13 protein-coding genes are annotated in these 16,678 nt (G+C 42.0%); 3 read left to right on the top strand and 10 right to left on the bottom strand.

Going from position 1 to position 16,678, the window contains the following annotated elements:
• Positions 1 to 51: 51 nt before the first annotated feature.
• The 3 genes from V7K44_RS23550 to V7K44_RS23540 all read right to left on the bottom strand — a co-directional run bounded on the left by V7K44_RS23550 (position 52) and on the right by V7K44_RS23540 (position 4,594).
• Entirely contained in the window at positions 52 to 2,754 is a 2,703-nt protein-coding gene (locus V7K44_RS23550; RefSeq protein WP_334934906.1) for a type I secretion system permease/ATPase, read from the bottom strand.
• A complete protein-coding gene (locus V7K44_RS23545; RefSeq protein ID WP_334934904.1) occupies positions 2,703 to 3,485 on the bottom strand; it encodes a peptidylprolyl isomerase in 783 nt (260 codons plus the stop codon). The genes V7K44_RS23550 and V7K44_RS23545 overlap by 52 nt, the downstream gene beginning before the upstream one ends.
• Positions 3,486 to 3,772: 287 nt before the next feature.
• The gene (locus tag V7K44_RS23540) at positions 3,773 to 4,594 is read right to left on the bottom strand and encodes a DUF92 domain-containing protein (RefSeq protein ID WP_334934902.1); all 822 of its coding nucleotides are present in this window, start codon (positions 4,592 to 4,594) and stop codon (positions 3,773 to 3,775) included.
• 573 nt (positions 4,595 to 5,167) lie between these two features.
• Between V7K44_RS23540 and V7K44_RS23535 the strand changes: the two genes are divergently transcribed.
• Entirely contained in the window at positions 5,168 to 5,599 is a 432-nt protein-coding gene (locus V7K44_RS23535) for a VOC family protein (protein ID WP_334934900.1), read from the top strand.
• A 49-nt stretch (positions 5,600 to 5,648) separates the two neighbouring features.
• On the opposite strand, the gene V7K44_RS23530 is transcribed toward V7K44_RS23535, so the two are convergent.
• On the bottom strand, positions 5,649 to 6,284 hold the full coding sequence (locus tag V7K44_RS23530) for an esterase/lipase family protein (protein ID WP_334934897.1): 636 nt from the start codon (positions 6,282 to 6,284) through the stop codon (positions 5,649 to 5,651).
• Positions 6,285 to 6,997: 713 nt separating this feature from the next.
• Here V7K44_RS23530 and V7K44_RS23525 point away from each other — a divergent pair.
• A complete protein-coding gene (locus V7K44_RS23525; protein ID WP_334934895.1) occupies positions 6,998 to 7,549 on the top strand; it encodes a hypothetical protein in 552 nt (183 codons plus the stop codon).
• A gap of 34 nt (positions 7,550 to 7,583) precedes the next feature.
• Here the strand turns inward: V7K44_RS23525 and V7K44_RS23520 are convergent, their stop codons facing one another.
• The 6 genes from V7K44_RS23520 to V7K44_RS23495 all read right to left on the bottom strand — a co-directional run bounded on the left by V7K44_RS23520 (position 7,584) and on the right by V7K44_RS23495 (position 15,278).
• A complete protein-coding gene (locus V7K44_RS23520) occupies positions 7,584 to 9,902 on the bottom strand; it encodes a VIT domain-containing protein (protein WP_334934893.1) in 2,319 nt (772 codons plus the stop codon).
• 72 nt (positions 9,903 to 9,974) lie between these two features.
• The gene (locus tag V7K44_RS23515; protein WP_334934945.1) at positions 9,975 to 11,039 is read right to left on the bottom strand and encodes a tetratricopeptide repeat protein; all 1,065 of its coding nucleotides are present in this window, start codon (positions 11,037 to 11,039) and stop codon (positions 9,975 to 9,977) included.
• 64 nt (positions 11,040 to 11,103) lie between these two features.
• The gene (locus tag V7K44_RS23510; protein ID WP_334934891.1) at positions 11,104 to 11,814 is read right to left on the bottom strand and encodes a 16S rRNA (uracil(1498)-N(3))-methyltransferase; all 711 of its coding nucleotides are present in this window, start codon (positions 11,812 to 11,814) and stop codon (positions 11,104 to 11,106) included.
• Between the two features lie 13 nt (positions 11,815 to 11,827).
• Positions 11,828 to 12,472 (bottom strand): Uma2 family endonuclease, encoded by a 645-nt coding sequence (locus V7K44_RS23505; protein ID WP_334934889.1) that lies wholly within the window; start codon positions 12,470 to 12,472, stop codon positions 11,828 to 11,830.
• 110 nt (positions 12,473 to 12,582) lie between these two features.
• On the bottom strand, positions 12,583 to 14,499 hold the full coding sequence (sir, locus tag V7K44_RS23500; RefSeq protein ID WP_334934887.1) for a sulfite reductase, ferredoxin dependent: 1,917 nt from the start codon (positions 14,497 to 14,499) through the stop codon (positions 12,583 to 12,585).
• 239 nt (positions 14,500 to 14,738) lie between these two features.
• On the bottom strand, positions 14,739 to 15,278 hold the full coding sequence (locus tag V7K44_RS23495) for a hypothetical protein (protein WP_334934885.1): 540 nt from the start codon (positions 15,276 to 15,278) through the stop codon (positions 14,739 to 14,741).
• A 394-nt stretch (positions 15,279 to 15,672) separates the two neighbouring features.
• On the opposite strand from V7K44_RS23495, the gene V7K44_RS23490 reads away from it, so the two are divergent.
• The gene (locus tag V7K44_RS23490) at positions 15,673 to 16,614 is read left to right on the top strand and encodes an ADP-ribosylglycohydrolase family protein (RefSeq protein ID WP_094348643.1); all 942 of its coding nucleotides are present in this window, start codon (positions 15,673 to 15,675) and stop codon (positions 16,612 to 16,614) included.
• Positions 16,615 to 16,678: the final 64 nt, after the last annotated feature.

Raw genomic sequence — 16,678 nt, 5'->3', positions numbered from 1 at the left:
TGCAAAGATTTATCTTTTATGTAGCCACAAGCTTTGAGTTCGTTAAATCTATTAAATGTTTGCTTGCTGCCGTTGATATAGTGACCAATACAAACCCTTTTGTTGCAACAACTGTGAGTGAGTACCACGTTCGGCAATCACACCTTGCTCCAATACCAAAATCAAGTCGGCACGTTTAAGGGGAGCAAAGCGGTGAGCAATCAGGAACACGGTACGGTTGGCGGAAATTTTTTGCAGGTTTTGCAGCACTTGTTGTTCAGTTTCACTATCCAAGGCACTAGTAGCTTCATCCAAAACTAAAATCGGCGCTTGGGAAAGAAATAACCTTGCCAGAGCAATACGTTGTCTCTGTCCACCAGATAAAGCTGTACCGCGTTCGCCAACATTGGTTTCATAACCGTAGGGTAATTGACTAATGAAGTCGTGAGCCACGGCTAATCTTGCCGCCTCTACTACTTGCTCTGCGGTAATGTCAGGACTACCGAGAGTGATATTTTCCAAAATAGAACCGTTAAATAAAAAGTCTTCTTGGAGAACTACACTAACTTGTTGCCGCAGTGAGGCTAAATCGGCACTTTTTATATCAAAACCATCAATCAGGATGCGTCCTGATTCAATTTGATAGAGGCGTTGCAATAGCTTAGATAGGGTACTTTTCCCAGAACCGCTACGTCCGACAATACCAACAAACTGCCCTGGTTCAGCACTGAAAGAGATTCCTCGCAGAATTGCTTCAAAGTTCGGCCGGTAGCGGAAAAATACTTGCTCGAAGGTGACTTGTCCTTTCAGGGGTGGTAAAACTAGGCCAGTTCCCAGTTCAGCTTCTGGGGAGACGTTGAGAATATCACCAATGCGATCGACAGAAAGTAACACTTGTTGAAGGTTTTGCCACAACTGTACTAAGCGCAAAAGCGGGCCTGTGACTCTACCAGACAGCATTTGAAATGCAACTAGCTGTCCAATTGTGAGCTTTTGTTCTATGACTAACTTGGCACCAAACCAGAGAATCAGCATGGTGGACAAATTAGTGAGAAAGTCACCAATGTTGCTGCTGATATTGGAGGTGGTAGAGGCTTTAAAACCTGTGCGAATGAAGCGGGCAAATAAACCTTCCCAGCGATCGCGGGTTACTGGTTCTGCTGCATGAGCTTTAACGGAGTGAATTGCTGTGATTGTCTCGACTAGAAACGATTGACTATCGGCACTCCGGTTAAAAGTTTCGTTGAGCCAGTTACGCAGAATTGGTGTTGCAACTATCGTTAATGTGGCAAATAGTGGCAGTACTGCTAAGGCCACAAAGGTAAGTGGGACGTTATAGTAAAACATCAATGCTAGGTAAACCACAGCAAAGATGCTATCCAGAATCACAGTTAATGCTGTACCTGTGAGAAACTGACGAATTTGTTCGAGTTCCTGGACTCTTGCTACTGTGTCTCCGACGCGGCGCGACTCAAAATAAGCCAAAGGCAGACGCATCAAATGGCGAAATAGCTGCGCTGATAAACTCAAATCCAGACGACGAGCTGTATGGGTAAAGATAAATAGCCGCAGAATGCCAAGTACTGACTCAAATATGGCTACGCATAAAAGTGCGATCGCCATCACATCAAGAGTCGGCAAACTCCCCTGCACCATCACTTTATCAATGACGACTTGGGTAATTAGCGGTGTTGTTAATCCCAAAAGCTGCAAGGTAAAAGATGCTAACAATACTTCTGTGAGCAATCCCTTATACTTCCAAACTGCTGGGGTAAACCAACTGAGGTTAAATTTTTCTTGCTGGGATATTAGTTCTACTTGCCACAATTGTCCATCCCAAGACGCCTCAACTATGGACTGTGGCACGCTTTCACAAGTCCGTTCGGGATTTAGAGGGTTAGCGATAATTAAGCGATCGCCCTTAACTCCATAAGCTACCACCCAGGATGGACTCTGGGGTGAGTCAGAATTCCACAGCAATAAAGCTGGAAATGACAACTGTCGCAACTCACCCCAACTCACTTGTAACCGCCGTAACACTAACCCTAACTTTTCTGCTGCTTCCACAACCTGTTTTGGGCGTTGTCCTCTGAGTTGGCGCTGCACCCATTCCAATTGCACAGAATTTTCTAACTGTTGCGCCACCATTGTTAAACAGGCAGCAGCGGTGTTCCAGCTGGCAACAAACGGATAAATTGCAGCGATTAGATTGGCGGCTGGAAGTCCTCTTTGGGGTTGGAGGCTGTGGGGGCTGGAAGTGCCGTCTGAGGCTGATGTGATTGAAGGAGTACTAGAGAAGGAAAATGTCTCCCTTTGTCCCTCCATCTCTACTGGTAAGGCTTGCCAAAACTCCTGAATTTGTGGGTGAGAAAATTCTGCCCACAGGGCAGTATCCCAACAAACTACTATCACTTCTTTACTAGCAGCTACAGCTTTAAAATCCGCAGACAGCTTTTGGAAGTCGCCAAACCAATCCCCTGCATCTAGGGCGGCTATTGGTTTGCCAATCCCCTCTTCTCGCAAACGGACTTTCCCAGCCACAATTAAAAATTGATAGCCACCGACATCGTTTGACCAGATTTTTTCTCCAAGACGATACTGGCGGGTTTGGCACTCATTTTCCAATCGGGATTGTTGTTCGGGAGTCAGCCAGCATAGCGGTGGCTGATTCCAAGGCAAAGAAGCTAGCACTTTTAATCGTAAAGATTCATTATCCAGAATTTTTAACTCACTTGTAACTTGACTGTCAGTTTTTGAATTTTCTCTGCTAGCCATTTTTCAAACAACTCATTTTGTAGTGCTTGCTGTAGTTGAGTATCTTCTAAAGACGCTGGTAGAAATTGTTCTACTCGAAACAAACCATAAGGCCCTTCTCCTTGGAGAGAGTCTTTGCCAACGATTTCTATTGGTCCTATCAATTGTCCAGGACTGGCCACATCAATAGCTGCCCGTAATATATCCGGCATACTGCCTCGGCTGACGATTCCCATCATGCCATTCACAATTCGGTCATCTGAAAGTGAATACTCTTTAGCTAGTTGCTCAAAACTACCTCCTTCTTCAATTTGGGTGTGGAGTTCGTCTGCCAATTCTCGATTATCAACAACAATCCGGGAAAGTACTATTCGATCCAAGAAAATCTTGCGCTCAATAAAATATTCTGGAAGTTTTGTTTGTGTCACTACAGCTTTCAGCTTTTCTAACTTGTAACCAAAAGCAACCGATGTGTGAAAAGTAGCGTAATCTGTGTTATTTGTCTTTAACCATTCTTGAAAACTTTGTGGGTCAGTGAGTTGATTTTTTAGTCTAAAGTCAATAATTGACTGTTCAGTTATTGCAGTGCCAATTTCAATATCATCTCGTGTTCGGATTTCTTCCTCAATTACGTACTGCCGGAGAATATCCCCAATGAACTGTCCCAATTTTCCACAGGCTTGCAGGTACTTTACTGCTTGCTCAATAGAAATTATTTGGTCATTAATTGTCAAAAATGATAAAGATTCCATGAACTAATTATGTGAAAATGGTTAATCACTTATAGGACTTTTTTATTAAATCATATAGAAATAATCTGGTTATTGATGAATAAATATGATAAAGATTCCGTGAACTAATTACATCTAAATGGTCAAAAAATCATATAGCTAGTAAATAAAATAATTTGCCACGATCACTTTTACAGTCTAACGGGGACAAAACAGGATTGAAAATATCATTAGTAACGCAGTAGTAAGGCAGATTGGTTATTTTCTACCAACGCCCCACTTAAATAGAGTAATTATTTCTTTCCGGTCTAGTTAATGAAACTTATCCATATCCAAGCAAGTAGTACAGATGCGATCGCACCGATTAATGTATTAAAAATATTTACTACTTCATTGGTCAGCCAAGTATACTTGGATTGCAATGTTGCGCCAATTACACTTTCTAAGTTGGTGGCAATAAATGCTGCCAGCACACACCAAGCGACTCCTAATAGATCGATTAAACCAACTCCCCAACCCACAAATGCGATCGCTACAGAAGCCACAATCCCAGCTAAAGTTCCTTCTAAGCTTACTGCTCCTTCTGTACCACGAGGCACTGGTTGGAGTGTGGTAATCAAAAAGGTGCTTTTACCATAAGCTTTACCGACTTCACTGGCAGTGGTATCAGCCAGCTTTGTACTGAAACTCGCTACATAGGCTAACAATAATAAGGACTGGGGACTTGTACTGAGCATTGCCGAAGTATTGGGGATTAGCGACTGGGAAGTAGATACGAGGAATCCTGAATTTATTATTCCTACTCCCAAGGCACAAAGTGCCCCAGTTAAAGCCGAACCCCAGACATTTTCTGGGCCTCTTGCCCCAGAACGCTTTTCAGCAATTCCTTCTGCCTCCTTCTGCGCCATCCCGATGCGGGTAACGCCCGAACCAACCAAAAAATAGAACATTATTACTACATATCCTGGCCAGCCTAGAGTTACCCAAATTAAAATGGCCAGGAACCAGGCGTGGAATAATCCAGCAGGGGTAAGTAGCTTTTTCGGAGCAATCCAAGCTAAACCCAATAAAATTGTGTTTAATACTACTGCTACTAACCAGGGATTTACAGAATCTATTGTGGATGACATCAGCAATTAATCATGAGTAATTTTGTCTGAATATCAACAGAATAACGAATTTGTGATGCTTAGTGCTTTATTTTTGCAACCTCTCTAGGTAAAATAATATGTTTGTATTATTAACTAAATTGCGTAAGCATCACTTTGAAAGCTGAGTGTCAAACCATCAATGATGTCTTAGAGGATGTTTGAAAAGTCTGTAGTAGTGTATCAAATATTTGTTTACCCCACCCTAACCCTCTCCTTGTTAATAGGAGGGAACTGGATTATTTTGTCTCCCGCTTTTCCAAGGGGGGATTAAGGTAAAAATGTGATTAAAATCACAGCCAAACACTCTTAAAACAACCTCTTAGATATACGCTGCAATGACTAAACAAAATGTAAAGCTTCTTTTGAGTTAGGTAGACTCTTCTCCGTAGCCGCAGAGTACAGTGGCTGAGTATTACTCAGTCCCCAATATTAGTAATAAGGATAAATAATATAAGTTAATGTCAATAAAAACTGTGTTCAAATTAACCACAATCAAAACTTAATAGCATAAATTGTAGATAGCATAAATTACTAGCCCTTTTCATATAAGCTATGAGCCAAACTTTATTCCATCTAGCTTTCCCTGTAACTGACATTGCCCAAACAAAAGCATATTATGTAGATGGTTTGGGCTGCATTCCTGGTCGTGAAAACCACCATGCTCTGATACTCAATCTCTACGGTCATCAATTAGTGGCTCATGTCACAAAAGAACCTTTGGCACCGCAACAAACTATCTATCCCAGACATTTTGGGCTAATTTTTACCCAAGAACGTGACTGGCAAGACTTACTACAAAGGGCACAACAACAACAGCTACTTTTTCGTGAAGAAACCAAAAATCGTTTTGTTGGTTCTCCTCTTGAGCATCGCACTTTCTTTTTAGAAGATCCCTTTTATAATCTCATGGAGTTCAAGTATTATCGTCATCCAGAGGCGATTTTTGGGAGTTACGAACATACGCAAATTGGCGATAGGACTTAAAAAATTAAAAATTAAAAATCAAGTAATGCAAGCCTAACAAGAATCCTGGTTAATGACTGGATTTTTTATTCAGCAAGGGTAGCTTAATAGGTTTTGCTAAAGCTGTTGTAACTACTCTTAAACTCCTGGGGTCTGTCAGCATCCAAGGGTGTAGAGTAACTGGTACTATTACTTGGGTTCCTACGGGCATTTGTGAACTATTTGCTGGGACAATCATTAAATCATAAGGTGTCCAGATAGACGTAAAATCTATCTGCCCCAACATTACAGCATCAGAATTTAAATCTTTCAGAAAAATGCTGTCGGGGCGCATTTGTAGACAACCAGGACGCCTAGAACCATAAGCAACCACAGTTCCATAATGGGGCGAAGAGATGGTAATAAACCGCTGCACGCGGTTAATTCCTCCCAATCGCTGAACATAGTAACGGCTGACAATTCCTCCCATGCTAAAGCCGATTAAATCTAGGCGTTGTTCTGGTGCAAAGGTGGCTGTAACATAATCGGCTACTTGTTTTGCCAATTCATCAAGACCCACATCGCCATTATTAGGAACCAGATTCAGGGAATATACAGACCAACCCTGTAGTCTTAATTGAGCCGCCATTTTATGGAAAACTGCTTCTGTGTCGTCAATGCCGTGTATTAACAAAACGGGATTGCGTTGTTGATGTTCAATGTTCATTTACAAAATCTAACTAAGATTCAGAGGTGTATTTCACTTTTGTAGACACATACTGCTCTACAAACTGAAGCTATTGTTTTTCGGATTCTTTAAAAGCTGGACTTACGCAAAAATAGCCAAAAAGCTTAATATATCGAACCGCCTTCTCTGCGAGACACTACGTGAACGCGCAGCGTCTCGCAGAGAAGACGCCTTCGCGTCTCTGAAAGAGAAGCGTCTCGTTCGCTCTTAGCGTCTCGTAGAGAAGAGAAAAATACCAAGAGTTCGTAGAGTTTGCGTAAGTCCTAAAAAGTTATTGTTGCAAACAAAACTAAAATGCTTCCAAAGATAATTTGTATAAAGTTTTACAAATTAATCCGTTCGTTTGCCAATAGGCTATGACACTCTTCCTACTGGATGGAGCAAACTGCTTATTTAACTTTAATTGGGTGTTTACCAAACAAAGAAATGTTAATTATTGTAAAGCTTGCTTTCAGAATCTTGCTCTTAGCTACAGTAAAATTTAATAATTAGTTCTCGGTGTGTGCAGGTTGCAAATGCTTGCAATAGAACATTTGCCCTGTGGTTTTACTACAATGTTAATTAAGCACAAACCTATAAGGGTTGTCACCAGAACGGGGTGACGCCAAATAGATAATGTAACATTTTGTCGTAATTTTTAACAATTACGGTCGAGTTCAAAATATAAAAGGTAAAAGGCAGGAGTAATTGTAATGGATTTTATCAAAAAGTTAATTTCAGGTATTCAGGGTTTCCTTGGCGGGATTCTGGGCTTTATTACTGGATTGCTACCGGGGAAGAAGAAAAGCAACGGCTACTTCTTAGAATTGGACGAAGCCAAAGATGCTGCAAAAGAGGTAGCATCGAACGCAAAGAAAGTAGCAGAGACAGTTACATCGACAGTTGCATCGAACGCTAAGAAAGTAGCAGAGACAATTTCATCAGAAGCACCAACTCCATCTAAACCAGATTCATTGAATGGAACAAAAACTGCCGCTGCTAAAACTAAGGCTAAGGAAAAATCAGCTAAAAATCCCAAACCAGCGGACGTTCAACTAGTCCAGACTGCTGAAGGTCTGAAAGTTGAACCGGGCAAAAAAGAAAAAGCCGCAGCCGCCAAAGTACTCAAAGAGGAGCCAAAAGAAACTACCTTTGCACCAAAATATCTTGCTCCCTCGGCTACTAGTTCTAATGGTCGTCGTCGTCCAGGAGCGAATATGAGTGCTTATCTAGACATGGCACGTCAGATTAAAACACCTAAATAATTCATAGAGACCGTAAATTTACGGTCTCTAGAGATTAAGCGTGAAGATGCAAGGTTAAGATAACTTTGCCAGTTGTAGATGGGGGAACTCTCCAAAGTAAGAGCGATCGCTTAATTTTCTCCACTACAACTGGATCTTTTAGGGTGGAGGTTTCCTCATCCAAAACTACCCGTTCTACCCGACCTTTGTTAACGGTGAACTCAAAGACGATTTCACCACTGAAGCCGGAAGGAAAGTTTAGTTGTTGCAGGTGTTGGGTTAGGTCAGCAATTTCTGCTTCATCCAAGCCTGTGACGCTGATGACCTCTAACTGATGGTTGATGGCTGCGTCTAATATTTCATCTTGTTCCATCTCCTCGAAATCAAAGCTCAAAGACATCTCAACTTCTTTCGCTACTGGAGATGGTGGCGATCGCTTTTGCCGAAGAAAATCTGGAGCTTCTGCGGAAGCTGGTGCTGATAAGGTTAAGAATTCCATTTGATCCGCAAAACCACCAGCAGGAGCATTGCCAAACACTCCTTGGTAACTAACTGCTTCTGGCATTTCCACTGGCACTTGCATAGACAGATATTCGCTTCCTGGTTCAACCCGCACGTCATCGCTGACAGCCACAAAAGCGGTGTATTGAGAAAGCAGTTGATAAGTTAAGGCTGTTTCTGTAACCGCTTCTACACCAGCTTTAGTCTCAAAACTTACCATTTGATTCATCAAATCTTTGATGCAAGCGCGTCCCCATAACTGCGCTACAGCAATATTTCCTGTTTCTTTAAATTTAAGGTTAAACGTTTTTTCGTAGTGCTTACCGCCCGCAGCAATGCCGGAGATTTGCAGATTACCCCCAACTCTATCCTGCTTCCGACCAAACAACACTAATGGTTGTTCGCTGAATAAATCAGGCGCTATGGCTGGGTAAATCACAGGCGATTCTCTGTCACCGTGCCAAGAGATTTGAATATTTGTGAGTACGGGGTTGTTAATTTGCCTGTAAAACTTTTCGGCAACTTCTTCTGTGGGTTCATCATGACGAATAATTTGGGATATTCCCCGGCCAATTTCGGCGATGCGATTTAGTAAGAAACGGTTAACTGAACTACCAACACCAAAACTGTAAAGGCGATTTCCCACTTGGAGATGCTGTTGTACCTCTGCCAAAATCTCATTTTCATTGCCGATATAGCCATCGGTTAAGAGTACAACGCTGCGTAATCTTCCGACTGGTGTAGGGAAATTTATAGCTGTACGAATGCCACTGAGCATTTCTGTACTATTATCAGCTTGTAAATTGTTAATGTAAGCGATCGCTTTGGTACGATTTTCTGCTGTATTCGGTAGAGGTTTTTTTGATAACTGTCTGACTCTATTGGAAAAATCGATAATTGTGAAAGTATCGTTGGGATTTAACCCATTGATAAATCGCCGCATCAATTCCTGACACTTCCATAACGGATCGCCAGATTGTGAACCGGAAGTATCCACCAAAAATACAACATCTTTGGGGACAATTTCATCAGGGGAATATTCCAAAGCTGGAATCAGATATATGACAAAATGTCCGCCGCGATCGTCGGTTTGGGTTAATACTGTAGATTGAGTTTCTTGACCAGAAACTTGATAACGGAGAATTAAATCTTTGTTGGGAATTGTATCTTCTCCAGCTAATTGAATCCGCACAATTTGACCTGAGTGTTCAATTTTTAATTGATGGGAAGGAGAACGCACTTCAGAAATTGGCAAACCCGCATCAATTTCTACTGTGACATTAATATTGTGACGCGATCGCGTTCCTTCTAAGACTACAGGTGGTGTAATGCGAGAAGCATCAGGAACTTGATCTGTATCACCGCTACCATCTATCGGCGTTCCTGGAATATATCTTGGCCCCACCACCATCGGGAAAACAAATTCGTAGTTTCCCGCCTCAAATTTTAAACTTTCGGTGTAACGAATTGTGACATCAATTTGTTCGCCAGGTTTGATGTTAGCCAGAGATTGGGTGAAGATGTTGTCTCGTTCTTGTTCTAGAAGTCCGGCGGTGCGTCCTTCTTGTTTGGCTTTTTCATATATTTGTTGTGCTTCTTCACGTTTTTTAATATTACCTTTGATGATGCGATCGCCTATTTTGATTTCCATGTCATCCACCGCCGCCTCATCGGGTAACGGAAATATATAGACTGCTTCTAAAGGCTGTTTGAAGGGATTTTCAAAGCTTTGGATGACATCAACTCGTGACAGATTACCTGCAATTTTTGCTAGAACTTCTGTGTGCTTGAGCGGAAAAATTACTTGCTCTCCTTGAGGAGATTGGACGTACAAACCTCCTAGCTTTAGGTTTTTAGCACTTACTGTATTCATAGAACCCTCCTATTTGATTTGAAAACTTACTTTTTAAAGTAGGTAATAAGTAACTTAATTACTAATTACGAATTATTTAACAAACACCAGTCCACTATATAAATGAAAAGCTGAGTCCCAATTAGTCTGTTCTCTACGAAACAGATCGATGTGAGACTTGATATGACTCAACATTTCTGTTTGGTCTAATGTTGTATCTGCAAAAAATGTGAAATCTGACCAGAGTTTGACTTGAGGAAGTTGCTGGTCAATCCAACTCGATAAACTATTCCAATTAATTCTGATTGTATTTTGGTTAGCTTGGGGAATGATTTCTAAACCTTGCTGGAATTCATAGCCGTTATCATAAAGTCGGAGAATGGAACGTCTACCAGGTATGTGTAAATCACAAAACTGAGCATAGTCTTGTGTTTGAGTTTTCCATTCCAGTTTACGGCGGGCATCAACATCTACAACTTGTTCAAAAATGGGTAAAAGTCCTGCTACTCTTGCTGTGACTTCTGACCAGTCAAAGGTGAGAGAACCAAGTTGATTTACCTCGTTACGACAAACAACAGTAGCTTGTGGGGTAGATGCTTGGAAATGTTTGACTTGATAAACTTGAATTTGCTGAATTTGCGCTATTGTTGCCCAAAAGCAAGGAATACCAGCCTGCTGTAGCTGTTTGCCATAAAATTTTAGTTCTCCTACTTGGCCAGTGCGGTACAATCTCCAGCCACGACTTGGCAGTACCAGCCTTGCAGTGTAAGGGTCTAGCTGCATAATCTCGGCGAATTTTCGAGACGCTTCTGTTTTTATCTCGGTGCTGAGTGGCTCTAAGACTAGTACGCCAAGTTCGGTATTATTCGGTTGGGCTGTTGCTTGGGAAATTGCTCTTTGTCTTTCTTCTCGCTCGATTTCTTGTAGCCGTTGCAAACCTTGGCGTGCGAGCGTTACTATTTTGGCATTCCTTGTATCTCGCAGCAGTTGCCGATAAATTTTTTCTGCATCTTGGCGCTTTTGAGATACTTCATGTAGCCTACCGAGATAATATTGTACCCAAGGATTTTCGGGTGATTCTTTTTGCAGCTGTTTGAGTAATTTAGCTGCTGTTTGATAGTCTTTATGCTCAAAGGCGATCGCAACTTGCTCAATCATCACTTTAAATACACGCTGGAGTGATGTCTCACCCAAAATTACTTTTGCGTGAGCTATAACTCATTTATACTTCACAAGCTGCGGAAATCAAGGATAATGCTACTACTGGGGCTGTAACTGCTCTCAGGATGCGGCGACCAAGGGAAACAGGTTGAAATCCGGCTGACTCCGCATTCTCAATTTCTTGTATTGTCCATCCCCCTTCTGGGCCAGTCGCAATGACAATTGTTTCTTGTCCTTTGTGCTGTAAGCAATGTTTTAAATGGGGAAACTCACCACGAGCCTCACATATATAACGGTGACTTGTCTGATTGCCAGTGATAGCAGTATTAAAAGCAACAGGCTCTAAAATTGTCGGCACGAACGATCGCTCTGATTGTTCAGCAGCTTCCGCAGCAATGCGCCGCCAACGTTCGAGCTTTTGAGGACTAGGATCAAGTAAAGTGCGATCGCTCAATACTGGTGCAATACAAGTTACTCCCAACTCTGTACAACACCGCACCACTTCATCAAATCCATTGCCTTTGGGCAACGCCACCATCAGCGTAATTGATATAGGTAATTCAGTTTCTACCGAAAGTCGTTCTAAAACCTGTGCTTGTTCCCCTGCAAGCTGCGCTAACCACCATTTTCCTTGGCCATCCATTGCAATAAAGCGATCGCCTTCACGCAAGCGCAACACGCGCCCCAAATAATGCTGCTGTTCTTTTGTAAGTAAAATTTGTCCTTGTTGGAGTTGGGAGGGTGCGATCGCAATTCTTTGCAGTTGAGACATTTTTCTTAATAAATTATTGCCCTGCTGTAGACATCTGCTGTCTAACCCAGGTACGGAAAGCACGAGTTGCTGCTATTTTTCCAACTTTCTTACTTTCTTGGATAAATCGGGGAATCTCTGTCACCAGCACAGGTGCAAAAGTTGGACTGCGATCGCTTTGCGAGTATTGTTTACTATTAAGGGTGTAAACGCGCAACACATTTCCGTTATACCGCCAGAATTCTGAGACTCCCATTGAAGCGTAAAGAGCCAACTTATCTATCTTGGGTCTAGAATATTCCACTTCCAATACTAAGTCTGGTGGTGGGTCTGTATTCAGGTCAATATTTTCTTTGTTGCGGACTAACAATTCATTTTGGATATAGTAGCTACTGTCCGGTTCGCCTCCTTGCTCCAAATCATCCCGCGTCATAGTCAACGAGCCAGCGCTTTTAACTTCCAAACCAAATTCTTCACACAGCACAAGAACAAAACCTTCAATGAGACGGTTTGAATTTTCGTGTGGCATCAACGGGGTCATAATTTCTACTATGCCGTTGTCATAAGCTAGCCTTTTATTTCGTTCACATCCCATATCTGCCAGCATCGCTTTGAATGTCTGCCAGCTAATGTTTTGCAGCACATCCCTAGTTTCTGCCGATTTTGCTGTCGTTACCATAGTTCAGGTTTCCTGTGGATGTGTTACCTAACTGTATTAGGATTTACGCGAGAGAGACAGATAAATCCATCTCTGTCTCTCTTTGATTTCATTATCTTCAATTTTCCGGCTTAGGAAAGATTCTGGAAGTAAACCTCTAGTGCTTCAGTTACCAGCTGAGTCATCGGCTTACCTTGACTTTCTGCTACTTCCTTCAACTTGCTATAAACCTCTTCTTTCAAGTTCACCCGATGCCGTGATTTACTTGTACCATTGGCTGTTTGGGGTTCGTAGCTAGCAGCAAATTCGCGGATGGCATCAAAACCAACGCGATCGCAAAAATCACCGAATTTTTCCTTCGATTTCCGAGATTTCTTAAAGTAAACAAAAATCGGCTCTAAGAAGCTTTCCAAGTCATTATGGTGCAGTTTTTCTGTATAAGGTTGCGCCAGTCGAGTCTGATTTGGCGAACCCCCTAACCATAATTGGTAAGATTCTGGAGCGCTACCAACAAAGGCCAATTCTGCTAAGTAGGGACGAGCGCACCCGTTAGGACATCCTGTCATCCTTACCACGAAATGTTCTTTTTGTAAACCTAGTTTATCCAATAGAGCGCGAATCCGTTCCAAAATACTCGGTATTGCCCGTTCTGATTCCGTGATTGCCAAGCCGCAAGTGGGCAAAGCCGGACAAGCCATTGCATACCGCACTAGAGGTTCGATTTTACTGGGGTCGTCTACGACACCGTGACGGCTGAGAATGTCTTGAATAGCTTCCTTGGTATCTGGTTCGATATCGTAAAAAATCACGTTATGGTTGGATGTCAGGCGGATAGGTAAGTTGAACTGCTCGACAATTTCCCGCAAAGCGGTTTTCAGTTGAAACGAACCTTCATCTTTGATTCGACCATTGTCAATGGAAATTCCTAAGAATAGCTTGCCATCACCTTGTTCATTCCAGCCGAGGAAGTCGTGAAATTTAAACTCTGGCAGTGGTTTGAAGGCTTCGATTGATTTACCAAAATATTCTTCAACTTGAGTACGGAATTTATCTAAACCCCAATCGTTGATTAGATATTTTAATCTGGCATGACGACGATCGGTGCGATCGCCATAATCTCTCTGGGTAGCAACAATCGCTTTCACTATGTCGTAAACGTCATCCTTCGCCACATAACCAATGGGATCTGCTAACCTAGCGAAAGTTTCTTCTTTACCGTGGGTTCTACCTAAACCACCACCAGCAAAAATATTAAATCCTTCTAATTGCTTCTTCTTATTGGTAATTACTACCAAAGTCAGGTCTTGGGAATACAAATCTACCGAATTATCCCCTGGCACCGTCACGCAAATTTTGAACTTGCGCGGCATATAGTACGTGCCATAAATCGGTTCTTCGTTGTCATGGATAATTGTGCCATTCCCATTGCGCTGTCGTGCTGCTTTTACCTCTGGGGCTTCTTCAGCACTAATTGCTTTTTCCCCATCTAACCAAATTTCGTAATAAGCGCCTGTTTGCGCTGTCAGCAAGTCAGCAATATTCTGGGCATACTCCCAAGCATACTGATACTCTGGGCGATTCTTAAAGGGGGCTGGTGGTGCCATCACATTTCGATTAATGTCGCCACAAGCTCCCAAAGTCGAACCCAGGTTCTTGACAATGGTAGCAATTGCTGATTTTAGATTCTTCTTTAAAATTCCGTGCAGTTGGAAACCTTGACGGGTAGTTGCTCGTAATGTGTGGTTGCCATACTCATCAGCTATTTTATCTAAAGCCAGATATAACTCTGGCGGTACTAAACCACCCGGATTTTTTGTCCGCAGCATAAACTGGTAATCTTTTTCCTGTCCCTTGGTGCGGTTGTCGCGGTTATCCTGCTGGTAAGAACCGTGATACTTCAAAAGCTGTACCGCATTTTCAGTAAAATGGGTAGTGTCTTGAAGGATCTCAGTTGCTACAGGTTCACGCAAAAAATTACTATTTTCCTTGATTCCTTCTACTTTGGAAGGCTTACGGGTTGCGATGGGGGAAGGAGCAGATTTAACCATTAGACTTGTATAGTATTCTCAATAAAGCATTACGTAGACGCCGAATCAGCACCCTTCGGCTACTTGATCGCCGGTAATCCGGCCGGAATAATGAGGAATGATTTAATTTTAACACGGCAAAAGCCGGCTTTGTTAGTGATGTAATACTTAGCAAAACCAGCTTTTGGGAGTAGTGAGTTTTTAGTGCTGAGTCCTGAGTACTAAGTAAAGTATAAACTGACTGAGGACTCAATAATCTTTTATTTGAAGCGATAACCGATACCACCATTGATGCTAACAGCAGAAGCATCACTATTTTGGTAAGCACCAAGTCCGACTTTGGCATTAGTGTAGACGAGGAAATTGTTAGCAACTTCCGATTCAACACCAGCACCTACAACTACAGAATCTCTGTTACCTATAGGAGTTGGTGAGCCATCTTTTTCTACAAAAGAATAACCACCAGTTAAATAGGCGTTAGTTCTATTAGCTATAGGCACATCCACAGAAAGTTCTGGAATTATGGCACTTGTTTTATCACTCCAGAGGACATTACCGCGTGCAGAAAATGGCGTATTTCCTAATTTTGCGCGACCTGTAACATTACCACCAAATGTGGCATCATCGTTGATACCTTGTCCGCCACTGGTAACGCCAGCTGCAACACCAGCACCAATATAACTAGCATCAGTACCCTTTTTAGTTTCAGCAGAAGCTTGGCCAGCTGATAGAACAAAAGGAGCAACTATTAAGGAAGACAATGCAGAAATTGTCACGAAAGACTTGAGTAAGCGTTTCATAATTTTTACCAAACTTTGTATTTTTTACTTGTATATTCCAGGTCGAAAATAAAGTGATAATGTTCCAAATGATTCCCAACTTTTATGAAAAAACTGTTGTTATTAATGTATAACGCTTACAGGATAAATATCCCTTTAATTGATAAATAAGCTGTTATAATTACATCTCAATGTCTTTCCATTCTGGCTGTTTGTTCCCCTGATAGACGCTTTTAAAACTGTCACAATATTTGGAACTAAAACTAAGTCAGGACATGGTAAATAAAATACCCGATTAATAATTTTTGCCGAGCTTTTCAAAGATGATGAAAAAGTAGGCTGTAACATCTGTTGCAACAAGCTATAGAGGAAATCTATAAAGTTAATTTTGAGCAATTCTCGTGGAGATTGAATAATGCTAACCGCTGCAAAAACGTTGTCTGGTTTGATGGGTTTATGTGTCGGTGATGCGTTGGGTGTGCCAGTAGAGTTTACTAGCCGTGCTGAACGAGTAAAATCTCCAGTGACAACGATGTTGGGTTATGGCACATGGAATCAACCACCAGGAACTTGGTCAGATGACAGTTCCTTAAGCTTTTGCTTGGCAGAATGCCTTTGTAGGGGGTATTCGTTGGATGCCATAGCCAATTCCTTCTGGCGCTGGTACAAGGAGGCTTACTGGACTCCTCGTGGCGATGTCTTTGACATTGGTCAAACTACTCATACAGCAATTATGCGCCTGAAGCAGGGAGTTGTTCCCCATCAGGCAGGTGGTAAGGTTGAAAATAGTAATGGCAATGGTTCTTTAATGAGAATCTTGCCAATGGCTTATTGTCATAGAAGCTTCACTTTAGGCGAATTGCTGGCGCGGGTGCATGATGTTTCCGCGATTACCCATGCTCATGCGCGATCGCAAATGGCCTGTGGTATTTATATTAGTATTGCAGTGGCGCTCTTGGAAGGGGCTGACCCGCAAACAGCTTATCTGCAAGGATTGCAAGATATCCAAACAATTTATTCTGTGCGAGAATTTTTGTTAGAAAAGCCGCATTTTGGCAGAATTTTCAGTGGTGAGATTGCCAAAGTACCAGTAGAAGAGATTAATTCTGGTGGCTATGTGATTGATACTTTAGAATCATCCTTATGGTGTTTATTAAATAGCTCGTCTTATTCTGAAGCGGTACTGAAAGCTGTCAACTTAGGCGGAGATAGCGATACTACTGCTGCTGTCACCGGTGGGTTAGCGGGAATTTACTACGGGGTAGAAAATATTCCCAAACAATGGATGAACCAAATTGCTCGTAGACAAGACATTATCTACTTGGCAGAGCGTTTTGCAAGGGCTGTTTACAGCTAGTTTGGAATTAGAAATTATACCAAGCGTTTGATGAGCGCCTTTTCGCAAGTAAAATCAGTAGTAG

This window comes from Nostoc sp. (genome assembly GCF_036917235.1).
In the GTDB taxonomy this organism is placed as follows: Bacteria; Cyanobacteriota; Cyanobacteriia; order Cyanobacteriales; family Nostocaceae; genus Nostoc.
Note: the sequence above shows the minus strand (reverse complement) of the source record. Positions and strands in the feature narration are given on the sequence as shown.